A 14850-nucleotide genomic window follows, 5' to 3' on the forward strand; every position below is an offset into this window, starting at 1 on the left:
GATTCGCGGTAATGAAGGGGGGTTCCGAGGCGGGGACGGACAGCACCTGATTTGAAGGACAGGGCAGGCTCCCCGGCCCGCCCTCATGCCGGTGCGGACGCCCGCCTCACAGGAGGGTCATGAGTTCACCGACATCCTGGATGACCAGCTGGGCGTTCAATCCGGTCAGGATGGCCACGACCAGCCAGGCGATGAAGGCCAGCCACCTGGGATTGGCGTACTTGCCCATGATCTTCTTTGATGAGGTGAACCAGACCAGAGGGATCATCGATATGGGCAGGGCCACGCAGAGGAAGACCTGGGAGTAGACCAGGAGGTTGTCCAAGGCCGATTCCCTCCCGCCGAAGGCTATGGTGCAGATGAGAACGGGGATGATTGATATGACCCGTGTCACAAGCCGACGCAGCCAGAGGGGGATCCTCATCCTGATGAAGCCCTCCATGACGATCTGACCGGTCAGGGTGCCGGTGATGGTCGAGTTCTGACCGGATGCCAGGAGGGCCACGGCGAAGAGGGTGGACAGGAGGCCCGAGGCCACGGGGCCGGCGATGGTCTTGTCGCCCAGGGCGTTGTAGAGGGCGGTGAAGGTATCCAGGCCCTCCCCGTGGCCGAAGAACATGGCGGCTCCCAGCACGAGGAGGAGGCAGTTGACGATGAAGGCCATGGTCAGCTGGATGTTGGAGTCCCAGGTGGCGAAGCGGACGGCGTTGGACACCTGGGAGTCGTCCGTGCGGTCGAAGTCGCGGGTCTGCACGATGGAGGAATGCAGGTAGAGGTTGTGGGGCATGACCGTGGCGCCCACAATGCCCAGGGCCATGGTCAGCTGGCCCTTGCCCAGTATCTCCCGCCTGGGTATGAAGCCCTCGATCATGGCCGGAAGGTCGGGCCTTGCCAGGACAACCTCATAGACGAAGACCGCCATGATGACCAGGATGAGTGTGGCGACGACGGCCTCGATGCGGCGGAACCCTATCCTGGTCAGCAGGAGGAGGATGAGGACATCAAGGACGGTCAGCGCCACCCCCCAGACCAGGGGGATGCCGAAGAGGAGCTTCAGGGCGATGGCCCCGCCGATCACCTCGGCTATGTCGGTGGCCATGACGGCCAGTTCCGTGCAGATCCACAGGACGAAACTGAGTTTGCGGCCGGTGTGCAGGCGGGTGGCCTGGGCCAGGTCCAGCCCGGTCACGATTCCGAGTTTGGCGGACATGTACTGGAGCATCATCGCGATCAGGCTGGAGATCAGGATGACGCTCATCAGCAGGTAGCCGTACTGGGCCCCTCCGCCAATGGAGGTGATCCAGTTGCCGGGGTCCATGTAGCCGACGGCCACCAGGGCTCCGGGACCGGAGAAGGCCAGGAGGTTGCGCCAGAAGCCGTCCTTTGACCTGGGCACGGCGACCGTGGCGTTTATCTCCTCCAGGGACTTCCCGTTGGCGGTCTGGAGGAGGGGGTGGCCTTCACGGTCCCCCTCGGTGGGGTTGGACCCTTTTGAAGCGCCATCCTGTTCAGATTCGTGCATGGTCATCGCCTTCCGGGCCGGACACCCCACTGCCCTGCCCCCTGTGGCGGGAGCGCGGCACTAGGCGTGGAATTATATTTTTCGACCCTTCGAAGTCTAATGGCGAAAGGGATACATTTCCACCACCATCCGTGTGATTCGTTTAACACCAGGGGAAGAATGAGGGACTATCGGCTCGTGCGGATAGACTGAAACCCATGGCAGTCGAGGATCTTTCACCGAGCGCCCAGGACTATCTCAAGGCGATATGGGACCTCCAGGAGTGGGAGTCCGACCCGGTCCTACCCAGCGCGGTGGCCGAGAAGACAGGGATGAGGCCCTCCACCGTGTCGGGGGCGCTGACCAGGCTGGTCGAGGCCGGCCTGGTGGCCCACAAACCTTATGGCGGGATAGCCCTCACGGAAGAAGGCCGGCGGTCAGCCGTCACCATGGTCCGCCGCCACCGTCTTCTGGAGACCTTTCTCGTGCGGGTCCTGGACTATGGCTGGGACGAGGTCCATGCCGAGGCCGATGCCCTCGAGCACTGCGTCTCCGACAAGATGATCGCAAGAATCGATGATATTCTGGGCCATCCCTCGGTCGACCCCCACGGCGACCTCATACCCGGTTCCGATGGTGCCCTGCCCGATCACAGACCCACCATCGCCCTCTCCCAGGCAGGGGAGGGAAGTCTTGTGAGGATCGAACGGGTCAGCGATGAGGATTCTGACATGCTCCGTTACCTGCAGGACAGGGGTGTTGTGCCGGGGGCATGTTTCCTTGTGGGCAGGGGGAGCCCCTATACGCAGACCCTGACCATAACGGCATATGAGGCGGGAAGACCCAGTCATGCGGTCCGTGGGGCCGTGCAGGGGGAGGGGCCGTCCCCCCGGGACGGGGAGGGCGGGGCCGGTGACGGGTCACCACGCCAGGTCCGGTCCCTGACACTGGGCGATTCGGCAGCGGAGCTGATCCGGGTCAGTCTGGTCGGCCCCATCGGTGAGGAATGACCATATATTGAATCGGTCAGCCCGGGAGGGGCATGGCCTGCTAGGATGGTCGCACTGAGCAGGAAGGCTGCAAGACCGGATATCCCCGGTCTTTGACGCCTCAGTGATTGTCGGACCTGGCCCAGGTCGGTCCGGAGTCTGCAGCCGTCATGTCCGCATGGGCGGCAGACGCAGGATGAAGCGAACGGGGTTTTATGACGAGGAATCACACGCGAGGCAGGAACCAGGTGGCAGGCCGGGCCATAGCCATGACCTGCGCATTGGCCATGGGCGCGTCACTGCTGGTCGCCCTGCCCCGGCAGGCCTGGGCGCGGGCCGATGGGGACCAGCCCCTCGCCTCCCGTGAGACCATGCCGGGTAACCCCGCCGTGGGGCTGCCAAGGCATATCGCCCCGACCATCGCCGACGACGACCAGCTGGTGGCCGATGGGTATGCCGCAGACGGTGATGGCAACCTGATTGACATCAAGACAGGTCAGACGGTTTCGGATCCCGCCCTTGTCGGCACCGCCACGAGCCAGCCCGACCCCCTGGCCAAGAGCCGGGGGCGGTCCTTCACTCCCGTGTCTGCGGGGGAGGTCCGCAGGGCCATGTCCGGGCGGCAGGGCGGCCCAGGGCTGACAAGAGGCCTGCCAGGCAATCAGCAGGGTGCCCATTGGGGGACTTACAAGGGGTTCAAGGCTTTCTTCCAGGGCGGCAAGTACAACGACACCGTCTTCGCGGTCCAGGCCAGGATGGTCATCGACGTATCCGAGTGGCAGGGGGTTGTCGACTGGGGAAAGGTCAAGGAGGCCGGCGTCGAGGGGGCGATCATCCGCCTCGGTTTCGCCTGGGGCAACAGGTTGGATTTACAGGCAAAACGGAACATCAAGGAATGCAGACGGCTGGGCATCCCCTTCGGAATCTACTGGTACTCATATGCGCGCAACGGCCGTGACGCACAAAAGGAAGCCGATGAGGCGGTAAGCCAGTTGAGCAGGAACGGCCTGGGCCCGGCCCAGCTCGCCTACCCCTTCTTCTACGATCTCGAACCCTTCCAATGGGCCGGCAACAGGCATCCCTCAAAGCCGAGCGAATACGAAACCATAGTCCGGACCTTTTTCAGCGGCATGCAAGCGGCCGGGTACCGCGATCTTTCCGTTTACTCCTACCCGGACTATCTGGGGAGCAATCTCAAGAGCCGGTACATACACGACAGGACCAGGTGGGTGGCCAGTTACGGTCCGACCCCCCTCTTCGATTTCAGGGACAACTACCGGGGCTGGCAGTACACGTCGACCGGGGTGATTCCCGGCATCTCGGGGAAAGACGGGGATGACACGCAGGTCGACCTCAGTGCATTCGGAAATGCCAGGCCGACAAATGTGGAAATCCTCGATCCTTCAGGCAAGTGGATGTGGATGGACGGGGATGGCAACCCGGCCCATGGTTTCATCGTCCTTCCCGATGGCCGCCGCGTCTACTATGCGGCTGACGGAGGCATGGTCCACGGGGAGGCCCTTATAGGCGGATACTGGTATTTCTTCGACCGTGTGGACGGGCATATGGCCCGGGATGAGGACGTCTTCCTGAGGGAGGGCCGCAAGTGGGTCCATTATGACCCCTCGGGTCACATGGTCTATGGGGAGCGTTGCCTGCGGGGCGGCTGGTACTGGTTCGACCCCGTCACCGGGGCCATGAGCCATGACTGGCAGTGGGTCCCGTCCAACGGGGGCAAGTGGGTGCACTATGACCGGGTGACCGGCAGGATGCAGTATGGCGAACAATGCATCAGAGGGTATTGGTACCTGCTGGAAAGGGTGACCGGTGCCCGGGCCACCGGCTGGAGGCACCTCGATTCGAACGGGGGCAAGACCGTTTACTACGACCGGCAGGGACGCATGCTCAAGGGCCGTCATGTGATCGACGGAAGGACTTATGAGTTCGACCTGATAACCGGCGCGCTCAAGTCCTGAGGCGCGTCAGCCCGTGACCGGACAACTTGGGTTCCTGATGTACAGTAGGGGTCATGAATAAGGAGGAGAGCGAGTCATCGTCTCAGTCGGCGCAACCGCCTCGACTGGCCCTTGTCATCCCTTGCTATAACGAAGAGGATGCACTCAAGCAGACCGCTGTCGTTTTGGAAGGCAAGGTGGAGGGTCTGAGGTCCGAGGGGCTCATCGCCGAGGACAGCATCATCATCTACGTCGACGACGGCTCGCACGATGCGACATGGCAGGAGATCGTGGCCCTGCATGGCAAGGACCCGACGACTTCCCACGGGATCAGGCTCGCCCACAACAAGGGCCATCAGAACGCCGTCTACGCAGGTTTGATGAAGGCGCTGTCCGTGGGGGTCGATGCCGCGGTATCCATGGACGCGGATCTTCAGGACGATCCGGACGCCATCGACGAGATGGTCAGCAGGTACCGGCAGGGTTGCGAAATCGTCTATGGGGTGCGTAACAACAGGCAGACGGACAGCGCCTTCAAGAGGGGTACCGCCCATTGCTTCTACCGTCTGATGAACTGGATGGGGACTGAAACCATCCCGGACCACGCGGACTTCCGCCTCATGGGGAAGCGGTCCCTGCAGGCCCTCTCCCGCTACCACGAGGTCAATCTCTTCCTCAGGGGGATCGTCCCTTCGCTGGGCTTCAAGACCTCCGAGGTCTTCTACAGGCGTTCCAAAAGAGTTGCGGGGAAGTCCAAGTACCCCTTGAAAAAGATGATTGCTCTTGCGGTCGATGGGTTGACCTCCTTCTCGGTCAAGCCCCTCAGCTTCATCACCGGTCTGGGTTGCCTCTTCACCGTGGTGGGCATCGTCATGCTCATATACACCTTGGTCTCCGTGGCGACCGGGCATGCGGTCGCCGGGTGGGGTTCGATCATGTGTTCCGTGTGGATTCTGGGCGGCGTCAACCTCATGGGCATGGGGGTGCTGGGTGAGTACATCGGAAGGATCTACATGGAGGTCAAAGGCCGGCCCCGCTATATCGTGGAGGAAGAGGTGTGAAGGCAGATCCCTCCAGCCAGGATGCGGGAGTATGATTTTCCTGTTTCCATGCTTGGGCGCCCCCAGTGCCCGGGCCTCAAGGAGGAAGGAACCTGATGCCTGAGGGCACTTCTGAGTCGTCATACGACTCCACCGGTCGTGCTGGAAGGGCAGTGGTCTCCCAAGAGCCTGACCCGCATGCGGGCGCCCCCGCAGGCCGGCCTGCCAGGATACGGCTCTGGGTGACCGCCTTCTGCGGGAGGGCGGTCCTGGCCATCCAGGTGGTGGTATTGGCCATCCTGGCCGGCATTTCCATCGTTTCAACCGTCCGTTGGACTCCGGCCGACCGCCATCCCCACGATCCGCTTCTGCACGAGACGGCGCCCCTGGACTGGCAGCTTCCATCATTGGCCTTCTTCTGCGGACTTCTGCTCTTCCCCCCCATCCTCGTCCTTGCCGGCCTCCTCATCTGCAAGATGCGCAGGCGGGGCCGGTTGTTCCTGCTGGTGTCCTTCCTCCTGGTGGCCCAGTGCGTCTGGATCATCTCCCTCAATGGCATCAGACCCTGGTATCCGGATTCGCTGATGGTGTCCAGAGGTGCACAGGCGTGGCTGGCAAGGGATTGGAAGAGCTTCTCTTTCGGATACTGCTCGGCGAAACAGCAGGCACAGTGCCTTGCCAAGGATCCGATGAGGAGGGGCAATCTCAACCAGTACCTCTCCTGGTACCCCTTCCAGAGCGGCTCCATGCTCTGGTTCCTCCTGATTTTCAGGATCTTCGGGAGCGGCAATTTCCTGGCGATTCAATTCGTGAACGCCGTCTGCATCTCCCTGGCCGCCCTTCTCATCTGCCTTCTGGCGGAACGGGCCGGTCTCGATGACAGGGGGACCGGCATCCTCGTCGTCCTCATGATCACCTGCCTCCCCATGGTCATGTACTCCTCCTTCGTCTATGCCAACGCCGGCGGCTTCCTGTTCGCCATCCTGGCCATGTACCTCCTGTCGACCGCCCTCTGCCTGCAGGGGAGCCGGTCCATCATCCTGGCCACGGCGGCCTTCCTGTCCGGCGGGGTGGCCGTGGTCGTCAAGAGCACCTTCAACATCCTCCTCATCGCCATCGTCCTGGCGGCTCTCATCGCGGGTATCCGGCTGCGCCGGTACCTGCTGGCCCTATGGTCCACGGTCTGTTTCGCCGCTGTCTGGAAGGCGGCATCCCTCCCGCTTGTCCTGCTGCAGAGGCTGAGCGGAGAAGACTTCGGCCGGGGTCTGCCTGCATCGTCATGGATAGCCATCGGCCTTGGGAGGTCCAAGTCCGGCATGCCCGGATGGTGGCATCCTGAGGCCCTCGACAATTACTTCACCACCGGGAACGACTATGAGGCCATGAACGACATGGCCAAGAGGGCGATTGCGGACAGGCTCGGGCAGTACCTGGGCGATCCGGGTCGGGGTCTGGGCTTTTTCAGCGGGAAGCTGATGAGCGAGTGGTCGGACCCAACCTTCCAGACAGGTTTCTACGCGGCACAGTTCGACCATGAATACCGTTTCGACAGCGGCCTGGCCTTCCACCTCCTGACCGATCCCATGCGGTCCTCGGTCCTTTCCTACGACGACGTGATGCAGAGCGTGATCTACCTCTTCGCACTGGTCGGTCTGGTGTCATGTCTGATGGGCAAACACGTCAGGGACGGAGGACGCGTCGGGGCGGTGCTCATGCTCTCCCTGGGTTTTCTGGGCGGCTTTGCCTGCTACATCTTCTGGGAGGCCAAGAGCGTGTATGCCCTCCCCTTCTACCTCCTCCTCCTTCCCTTCGCCGCGCAGGGCCTGTCGGCATCGGCGCGGAGGCTGTCCGGTCCGGCGGCCGGGTTCCGGGTCCTTCCGGGGCTTGCGGGCCATGCCAGACGGGCGAAGAGGGCGCCGAAACCCGTGTGGTAGTCTGGGAGACGTTTTTGTGCCCCAGCATGAGTCTTTAGGGAGGCTTTCAAGTATGTACGTTGAGCTTTCGCGGCCGATCCTGGATACGACGACATCCTCCTGCGCCAGGCCCTTCATGTATGTCAAGTCGCCGTCCTTCAGCGGAGTGACGGATGGCGACCTCCATCTGGCCCCCCGCACCTGGGCGGATTTCATGACCTATTTCGGGGCCTTTTCCCTGGGCAAGTGGCGGATGTACACGGGCAGGCCCGACCTGACCCCCATCCTCAGGTTCGAATCCAGCGCCCCCCTGAGAGTCTCCCTGACGGGGAACGTATCCCACAAGACCCAGAAGCGCCTCATCCTCACGACGGAAGAGCCCACCGGCAGGACGGATGACGGCTGGTATTCCTATGAAATCGCCTATCCGACGGACATCCCATACTCACTCGTGGCCTTCACCCTGGTATCCGGTGATGAACCCGTCGATGTGCGCCGGGTGGCCTATGGGGCCGAACTTCCGGAGGGGAGGGACGTCCGCATCGAAATCGTGACCACCACCTTCAAGAAGGAAAAACAGGTCACGGGGAACATCCGCTCCATACAGCAGGCCCTCCTCCACGACCCTCGCTGGCAGGACCATTTCCGCCTGACCGTGGTCGACAACGGCCGCAGTCTGGAGGAGTCCGTCACCCAGGGCGACGAACGCATCACCCTGATTCCCAACGGCAACGTGGGCGGCGCCGGGGGCTTCGCGGCCGGGATGATCCATGCCCTTGAGGGCGGGTGGGCCACCAACGTCCTCATGATGGACGACGATGTGACCGTCTGCCCGGAGGCCTTCAAGCGCACACTGACCCTCCTCTCCTACACCTGTGACGAATACAGGGAGGGAATAGTGGCCGGGGCCATGCTCTCCAACGGCAACTTCGAGGTCCAGCAGGAGGACATCGGCTCCATCCGCCCCAAGCGCAACCTGCTTCCCATCAAACCCCGCCTCTTCCTGGACAGGGTCTACGACATAACATTCAACGAGGAGATCCTCCCACGAGACGACCAGCCGGGAATGTACTCGGCCTGGTGGTATTCCTGCGTTCCGGTGGATCTGATCCGCGACATCGGTCTGCCCATCCCCCTCTTCTACCGGCGTGACGACGTGGAGTTCGGCACCCGCGCCCAGGAGCGGCACCGGGTCAGGTTCATGACCATGAACGGCATCTGCGTCTGGCATGATCCCTTCGACATGCGGTGGAATCCGACCGTCGAAGTCTATCTGGCCACAAGGAACATGCTCATCCAGGAGGCGTTCACCCCGGATGCGATGAACAGTTCCGCCGCCCTGGTGGCCCATATGCGCGAGACCCTTCTGGACGAGGGGCGCAGATTGAATTACAGTTCCATGGAACTGATCTGCGACGCCATCCAGGACTATCTGCGGGGACCCGACTACTACCGCCACCCGGTCGGCGAACGCCTCTTCAAGGCCGCCGGCAGGAAGGCGGAGAAGCTGGTGCCCCTGTCGCAGCTTCCCGGCATGCCATCGACCGTCAACATTTACGATGTCGAGCGCAATGCCAACGACCCGGAAATCGGTTACCGTTGGAAGATACATGACTGGGTCGCCGAATACGGACACCGTTTCACCTCCAAGATGTGGGGGGATGGGTTCGCGATCATTCCCAACGACGGCTGGTGCAAGCCCTGGCGGGTCCTCCACAAGGCCGGTACCGTCCTGGCTGTGGATCCCACCGGGACCAAGGGGGCCGTAAGGCACCTGGATGCCAGGCGGTTCAATGTCCTGGTCCGCAGATTCGACCAGCTGGCCGAGAGGCTGCTCAACGACAGGACGGTGGCGGCCTCCTACCGCAAGGCCCGTCCTTCGATGACCACCGAGGAATTCTGGAAGGGCTACCTCAAGGAGGCCCTGGAAGCATCCAAGTGAGAGGGGAAAGGCCTTTCTACCCGACCCGGTGAAGGCTCGTAAGTGAAGCGGTCGGGTGGAAGAGGCCCTGCCCCGCCACCCGCCTTCATCCCTCTTGCTAAGATTGGGGTTCGTGATGAACGTGATCAAACGGCTCACGGACCGCTACAGGTATTCCTGGGTGGTTCTCAAAAGCCTGGTAAAGACCGATTTCAAGCTCCGCTATCAGGGGTCGTTCCTGGGCGTGGCCTGGTCCGTCCTCAAGCCGCTCATGCTGTTCTGCGTCATGTACCTGGTCTTTGCCCGGTTCCTTCACATGACAGACGGGACGTCCATATACCCCGTCGTCCTCCTCCTGGGGATCAGCTCCTGGCAGTTCGTGAACGAGGCCATCACCGTCGGCCTGAGATCGGTGGTCGACAGGGGGGACCTCCTGCGCAAGATCCACTTCCCCAACTACATCGTGGTCGTATCGGCCACGGTTGGCTCCCTGATAAGCCTGGGAATCAACTTCGTGGTGGTCATCATATTCGCCATCATGAATCGGGCCCACTTCACCTGGCGGGTCCTCTTCCTGCCCATCAACGTGGCAGAGCTCTACCTGCTCACTCTCGGCATCACCCTGATCCTGGCGACCATGTACGTGTACTTCCGCGATGTGGCCCACATATGGGACGTGCTCCAGCAGGTGCTCTTTTACGCCACGCCCATCATCTACCCGTTGATGACCGTCCAACAGCTCAAGGGGAAGGTGCTGGGCCTTGACGGGGAGACCATAGCCAAGCTCATGCTCATGAACCCCATAGCGCAGACCATACAGGACATCAGGCACAACTTGATAGCCCCGGATTCCACCCCGACCGTCTGGAACCTGATCGGGAACCCCTTCCTGAGGCTGGTCCCCCTGGTCCTCAGCCTGGCCCTCTTCGTCCTTGGCGTTTACGTGTTCCGCAAGTTCAACCGCAAGTTCGCGGAGGTCATGTGATGGCGAACGATTCCGAAAAGCTGCCCGGCACACAGGCCCAAGGTCGCGATGACCGGGATGATACGGTCCTCAAGGTCGACCATGTCAGCAAGTACTTCAAGCTCCCCACCGAGCAGGCGACGGGTCTCAAGCAGGCCTTCATCAACTGGACCAAGGGGATCAAGGGCTACCGGAAGCAGCAGGTTCTGGACGACATCTCCTTCGAGGTGAAGAGGGGGGACTTCTTCGGCATCGTCGGCCGTAACGGATCCGGCAAGTCCACCCTGCTCAAGCTGATCTCCGGGATTTACTATCCCAACGGGGGAAGCATCCAGGTGAAGGGGAAGCTGGTCCCCTTCATCGAGCTGGGCGTCGGTTTCAACCCTGAGCTGACCGGCCGTGAGAACGTCTACCTGAACGGCTCCCTCCTGGGCTTCACCCGGGAGGAGGTGGATGCCATGTATGACGATATCGTCGAATTCGCCGAATTGGGCGACTTCATGGACCAGAAACTCAAGAACTATTCCAGCGGCATGCAGGTCAGGCTGGCCTTCTCCGTGGCCATCAAGGCCCAGGGTGACATCCTGGTCCTCGATGAGGTCCTGGCCGTGGGGGACGAGGCCTTCCAACGCAAGTGCAACGACTATTTCATGGCCGTCAAGAAGGACCCTTCCAAGACGGTCATCCTGGTCACCCACGATATGGAGTCCATCAAGAAGTACTGCGATCACGCCCTGCTCATCAAGGACGGCAAGATCGTCATCAGCGGTGACAAGGACGCCGTGGCAGAGCAGTACACCCTTGACAACTTCCATACCGACAAGAAGCCCGGCAAGGACGGGGTCTACGAGAACGGGCTGAGCGAACGCTGCCCCCTCCTGAAGACCATAGCCGTGTCCCCACAGGTGGTCAGCAGCGCCGATGAATTCAAGTTCGACGTGGAGTACCGGTTCGATGGGCCGGAGGACTTCTATCTCGCCATAGCCCTTCACGACATCCGGCGCGGGGGCATCACCTATGACACGGGCATGAAGGGATTCAAGCTGACTGAGTATGGCCACCACACGGTCCACTTCTCCATGCCGCTCAACCTCTTCAATGACGGGGAGTTCCGCCTGGTCACCTCCCTGCGCATACCCAACGCTGCCGACCCGAATGCCACCGACGCCCTGGCCGTGGCAATCGATTCCAATGCCTGTGAGTTCGCCGTCCGTGATCCGCGCAACAGCCAGTACGCCCTCCTCAGCGACAGGGCCATGACGATCAGGCAGATCTGAGGGGATGGCCCTCCCTCGATGAGGGGCGACAGGGGGACGAGGGCCGGGCGGACGTCCGGTCAGGAAGGGTAACCATGGCATATGAGCCACATAACCTCCTGGTGACGGGGGGAGTCGGTTTCATCGGCGTCAACTTCGTCCGTCAGGTCCTGGCGGAGCATCCCGAGACCCACGTGGTCATCCTGGACAGCCTGACCTATGCCGCAAACCCGGCCAGCTTGGCGGGATTGGACCGGGAACGGTTCGACCTGGTCCGCGGTGATGTCTGCGACCCCGACAGGGTCGCGTCAACGATCGAGGACTACCGGGTGGATTGCATCGTCCACTTCGCGGCAGAGTCGCACAATGACAATTCCATAGAAGCTCCTGACCCCTTCATCCGGACAAACATCTACGGGACCTACATAATGCTCCAGGCGGCCAGACGGTATGGCCTGCGCTTCCACCAGGTGTCCACGGACGAAGTTTACGGGGACCTGGACTACACCGACCCCGCCCGGTTCACCGAGGAGAGTCCCTACCGGCCATCCAGCCCTTATTCGGCATCCAAGGCCGCCGCGGACCAACTGGTGCGGGCCTGGTGGAGGACCTACGGCACACAGGTGACTATTTCCAACTGTTCCAACAACTATGGTCCTTATCAGCATGTGGAGAAGTTCATCCCCCGACAGATCACCAACATTCTCAGCGGTCGCCGTCCCCGCCTGTACGGGGAGGGTAAAGGTGTGCGCGACTGGATCCACGTCGATGACGATTGCAGGGCCATTTGGGATATCCTCACCAGGGGCCGTTCCGGGAGGACCTACCTGATAGGGGCGGACGGGGAGCATTCCGACCGGGAGGTCCTGGGAATGATACTGCAGATCATGGGCCGGCCGGCCCATGATTATGACCTGGTTCCCGACCGGCTCGGAGCCGATAGGAGATACGCCATCGACGCCTCCCGGATCAGGCGGGAGCTGGGCTGGAGGCCTCGGCATACGGACTTTGCCGCCGGACTGGAAGCCACCGTCGACTGGTACCGGACCCATCAGGATTGGTGGAGGCCAGGCAAGGAACGGACCGAGGAACGCTGCAGGGTGCAGGGGCACTGAGGGGGGCCTTGTGCGGGGGTGGCCTGTCCTCATGGGCGTGACGACCTCCTTTCCACCCAGCGGTCCCGGTCCTTACGGTGGACGGTGCGAAGGCGGGATTGCGCCGGCTGGGGAGCCGGCATGGCATGGTCGCCTGGCCGGTGTATCATGAAAAAGTTATTCATGTGACGTGTGCCCCATACCGGTGGCTCCGCCCCTGATGACGCGCTACACCCTCCTGTCGTGGAAGGTCCACGACCGACAATGTCCAAAGGAGGTGGGTGATGTCTGCGCACAAGTATGAGATGATGTTCATCGCCGATCCGGCGCTTGATGAGCGATCCCTGAAAAAACTGACCGATCAGTACCTTGAGGTGGTCACCAAGGAAGGCGGCTCTGTCGCCAACATCGACGTCTGGGGCCGCCGCAAGCTGGCCTATGAGATCGACGGGAACAATGAAGGCAACTACGTGGTCGTCGAGTACTCCTGCGAACCAGCAGTGAGCTCCGAGCTGGACCGTGTTCTCAACCTGAACGAGTCCATCATCAGGACCAAGATCCTTCGCAAGGACGTCAAGTAACCTGTGAGGGCCCGGGTGGCCTGAACCCCGCGGGGTCCACCGGGACCGGTCAAGCGGGTGCCGGACGGGGGTGTCCCCCCTCGGCGGCCTGCAAGTGGCGGGCCCGGACAGATCGTAGTCTTGTGGAAAGGTGTTGTTGACATGGCTGGAGATACGTACATCACCGTGGTGGGCAATCTCACCGCGGATCCGGAGATACGCACCACTGCGAACGGCGGAACGGTGGCCAACCTGACCATCGCCTCCACCCCCCGGCAGTACAACAGGAATTCCGGGCAGTGGGAAGACGGCGAGTCCCTCTTCATGCGCTGCTCGGCATGGGACTCCAACTACAATCCGATGGCCTCCAACATCCAGGCCAGCCTGACCAAGGGGATGAGGGTCATCGCCCAGGGGCGGCTGACCCAGCGTTCCTATCAGGATCGTGAGGGCAACAACCGCACGGTGATCGAGATGAGGTTGGATGAAATAGGTCCGGCCCTGTCCCGCAACACCGCCCAGGTCACCAGGAACTCCGGAGGCGGTTCGCCTGCCGGAGGCCATGGGGGCTTCGCGGGCTCCAACGGCGGCTACCAGGGCGGATCCACCTACCAGGGAGGCGGCAGTGCTGCTCCCGCGGGTCAGCCCCGCCAGCCCCAGCAGGCCCCGGCCCAGGATCCCTGGTCTTCAACAGGTTCCAATGACTCCTTCGGTACGTTCGGCTCCTCCACCGAGTTCGGTGGATCAGGGGACGAACCCGAGTTCTGACAGTCCACCCCGGGCGGAGGTCCGGGCAGGTATAGATTTCAAAAGTGCAATAAGGAGAACATATGTCACGCAAGAGGCCGCAACCGCCGGTCAAGCCCTTCAAGAAGAAGCCGAATCCTCTGAGGGCGGCCAAGATTCACACCATCGATTACAAGGATGTCGCCCTCCTCAGGAAGTTCATATCCGACAGGGGCAAGATCCGTTCCCGTCGGATCACGGGCGTCACCGTCCAGGAGCAGCGCGAGATCTCCAAGGCAATAAAGAACGCCCGCGAGATGGCCCTGCTGCCTTACTCGACGACCGGTCGCTGAGGGAGGAGTCCGACATGGCAAAGGAAACAAAGGTCATTCTCACATCCACTGTGGTCGATTTGGGCCACAAGGGTGATGTCGTCGCCGTCAAGCCGGGCTATGCCCGCAACTTCCTGATTCCCCAGGGCCTGGCCTTCGCCTGGTCCAAGGGGGCCGCATCGCAGATCGAGTCCCTCCAGAGGGCGCGCCGGGCCAAGTCCATGGCCACCCGCGACGATGCCATCGCCGCCAAGGGTGCCATCGACGGGCAGACGGTCGAAATCTCCGCAAAGGTGTCCGAGTCGGGCAAGCTCTTCGGCGGCATTTCCACCGAAGCCATCGCCCAGGCCCTTCGCCCCATGGCGGATGTGGATCCCAGGACGATTTCCGTGGAGACCATCAAGACGACGGGCGAGTTCCCGGCCACTGTGGCCCTCCATCCTGAAATCAGCGCCAGCTTCACCGTCAAGGTGACGGCGGACAAGTAGCCACGGTTCCGGCCCCGCCAGGGTCCTTTCACGGAGAGAGGCCCTGCGCGGGCCGGAATCCGGTTCTTGGACAAGGTGGCTCCCGGACCCGTGAAGGGTGCGGGCGCCACC

At 62.1% G+C, this 14850-nt stretch carries 13 protein-coding genes; 12 read left to right on the plus strand and 1 reads right to left on the minus strand.

What is annotated here, in order from left to right; all coding sequences use genetic code 11:
- Positions 1-106: 106 nt before the first annotated feature.
- Positions 107-1522 carry an Nramp family divalent metal transporter gene (locus V6584_RS07180; protein WP_340469829.1) on the minus strand — a complete coding sequence of 472 codons (1416 nt, stop codon included), beginning with the start codon at positions 1520-1522 and terminating at the stop codon, positions 107-109.
- A 197-nt stretch (positions 1523-1719) separates the two neighbouring features.
- On the opposite strand from V6584_RS07180, the gene V6584_RS07185 reads away from it, so the two are divergent.
- From V6584_RS07185 to rplI, 12 genes are all read left to right on the plus strand, one after another.
- Positions 1720-2511 (plus strand): metal-dependent transcriptional regulator, encoded by a 792-nt coding sequence (locus tag V6584_RS07185; RefSeq protein WP_340469827.1) that lies wholly within the window; start codon positions 1720-1722, stop codon positions 2509-2511.
- A gap of 194 nt (positions 2512-2705) precedes the next feature.
- Positions 2706-4466 (plus strand): GH25 family lysozyme, encoded by a 1761-nt coding sequence (locus V6584_RS07190; RefSeq protein WP_340469826.1) that lies wholly within the window; start codon positions 2706-2708, stop codon positions 4464-4466.
- Positions 4467-4519: 53 nt separating this feature from the next.
- Entirely contained in the window at positions 4520-5506 is a 987-nt protein-coding gene (locus V6584_RS07195; protein ID WP_340469825.1) for a glycosyltransferase family 2 protein, read from the plus strand.
- Between the two features lie 95 nt (positions 5507-5601).
- Complete coding sequence (locus V6584_RS07200; protein ID WP_340469823.1) at positions 5602-7419, plus strand: hypothetical protein; 1818 nt, start codon at positions 5602-5604, stop codon at positions 7417-7419.
- Positions 7420-7471: 52 nt separating this feature from the next.
- Positions 7472-9340 (plus strand): glycosyltransferase, encoded by a 1869-nt coding sequence (locus V6584_RS07205; protein WP_340469822.1) that lies wholly within the window; start codon positions 7472-7474, stop codon positions 9338-9340.
- 115 nt (positions 9341-9455) lie between these two features.
- On the plus strand, positions 9456-10304 hold the full coding sequence (locus V6584_RS07210; protein ID WP_340469820.1) for an ABC transporter permease: 849 nt from the start codon (positions 9456-9458) through the stop codon (positions 10302-10304).
- Positions 10304-11560, plus strand: a complete 1257-nt coding sequence (locus tag V6584_RS07215) for an ABC transporter ATP-binding protein (RefSeq protein WP_340469819.1) — start codon at positions 10304-10306, stop codon at positions 11558-11560. The genes V6584_RS07210 and V6584_RS07215 overlap by 1 nt, the downstream gene beginning before the upstream one ends.
- Positions 11561-11634: 74 nt before the next feature.
- Positions 11635-12654: a dTDP-glucose 4,6-dehydratase gene (gene rfbB, locus V6584_RS07220; protein ID WP_340469818.1), complete on the plus strand. Its 1020-nt coding sequence runs from the start codon at positions 11635-11637 to the stop codon at positions 12652-12654.
- Between the two features lie 263 nt (positions 12655-12917).
- A complete protein-coding gene (rpsF, locus tag V6584_RS07225) occupies positions 12918-13214 on the plus strand; it encodes a 30S ribosomal protein S6 (RefSeq protein ID WP_340469817.1) in 297 nt (98 codons plus the stop codon).
- A gap of 141 nt (positions 13215-13355) precedes the next feature.
- Positions 13356-13961 carry a single-stranded DNA-binding protein gene (locus V6584_RS07230; RefSeq protein WP_340469816.1) on the plus strand — a complete coding sequence of 202 codons (606 nt, stop codon included), beginning with the start codon at positions 13356-13358 and terminating at the stop codon, positions 13959-13961.
- 62 nt (positions 13962-14023) lie between these two features.
- Positions 14024-14272 (plus strand): 30S ribosomal protein S18, encoded by a 249-nt coding sequence (rpsR, locus tag V6584_RS07235; protein WP_340469815.1) that lies wholly within the window; start codon positions 14024-14026, stop codon positions 14270-14272.
- A gap of 14 nt (positions 14273-14286) precedes the next feature.
- Positions 14287-14739, plus strand: a complete 453-nt coding sequence (gene rplI / locus V6584_RS07240; RefSeq protein WP_340469814.1) for a 50S ribosomal protein L9 — start codon at positions 14287-14289, stop codon at positions 14737-14739.
- Positions 14740-14850: the final 111 nt, after the last annotated feature.

The organism is Bifidobacterium favimelis (assembly GCF_037963085.1).
Lineage (GTDB): Bacteria > Actinomycetota > Actinomycetes > Actinomycetales > Bifidobacteriaceae > Bombiscardovia > Bombiscardovia favimelis.

What these genes read in the sequence shown, in the direction of transcription:
- V6584_RS07210 (WP_340469820.1), top strand. Translation starts at nt 9,456, where the DNA reads ATGAACGTGATCAAACGGCTCACGGACCGCTACAGGTATTCCTGGGTG.
- V6584_RS07205 (WP_340469822.1), top strand. Translation starts at nt 7,472, where the DNA reads ATGTACGTTGAGCTTTCGCGGCCGATCCTGGATACGACGACATCCTCC.
- V6584_RS07200 (WP_340469823.1), top strand. Translation starts at nt 5,602, where the DNA reads ATGCCTGAGGGCACTTCTGAGTCGTCATACGACTCCACCGGTCGTGCT.
- V6584_RS07190 (WP_340469826.1), top strand. Translation starts at nt 2,706, where the DNA reads ATGACGAGGAATCACACGCGAGGCAGGAACCAGGTGGCAGGCCGGGCC.
- V6584_RS07215 (WP_340469819.1), top strand. Translation starts at nt 10,304, where the DNA reads ATGGCGAACGATTCCGAAAAGCTGCCCGGCACACAGGCCCAAGGTCGC.
- V6584_RS07230 (WP_340469816.1), top strand. Translation starts at nt 13,356, where the DNA reads ATGGCTGGAGATACGTACATCACCGTGGTGGGCAATCTCACCGCGGAT.
- V6584_RS07180 (WP_340469829.1), bottom strand. Translation starts at nt 1,522, where the DNA reads ATGCACGAATCTGAACAGGATGGCGCTTCAAAAGGGTCCAACCCCACC.
- rfbB (WP_340469818.1), top strand. Translation starts at nt 11,635, where the DNA reads ATGGCATATGAGCCACATAACCTCCTGGTGACGGGGGGAGTCGGTTTC.
- V6584_RS07195 (WP_340469825.1), top strand. Translation starts at nt 4,520, where the DNA reads ATGAATAAGGAGGAGAGCGAGTCATCGTCTCAGTCGGCGCAACCGCCT.
- rplI (WP_340469814.1), top strand. Translation starts at nt 14,287, where the DNA reads ATGGCAAAGGAAACAAAGGTCATTCTCACATCCACTGTGGTCGATTTG.
- rpsR (WP_340469815.1), top strand. Translation starts at nt 14,024, where the DNA reads ATGTCACGCAAGAGGCCGCAACCGCCGGTCAAGCCCTTCAAGAAGAAG.
- rpsF (WP_340469817.1), top strand. Translation starts at nt 12,918, where the DNA reads ATGTCTGCGCACAAGTATGAGATGATGTTCATCGCCGATCCGGCGCTT.
- V6584_RS07185 (WP_340469827.1), top strand. Translation starts at nt 1,720, where the DNA reads ATGGCAGTCGAGGATCTTTCACCGAGCGCCCAGGACTATCTCAAGGCG.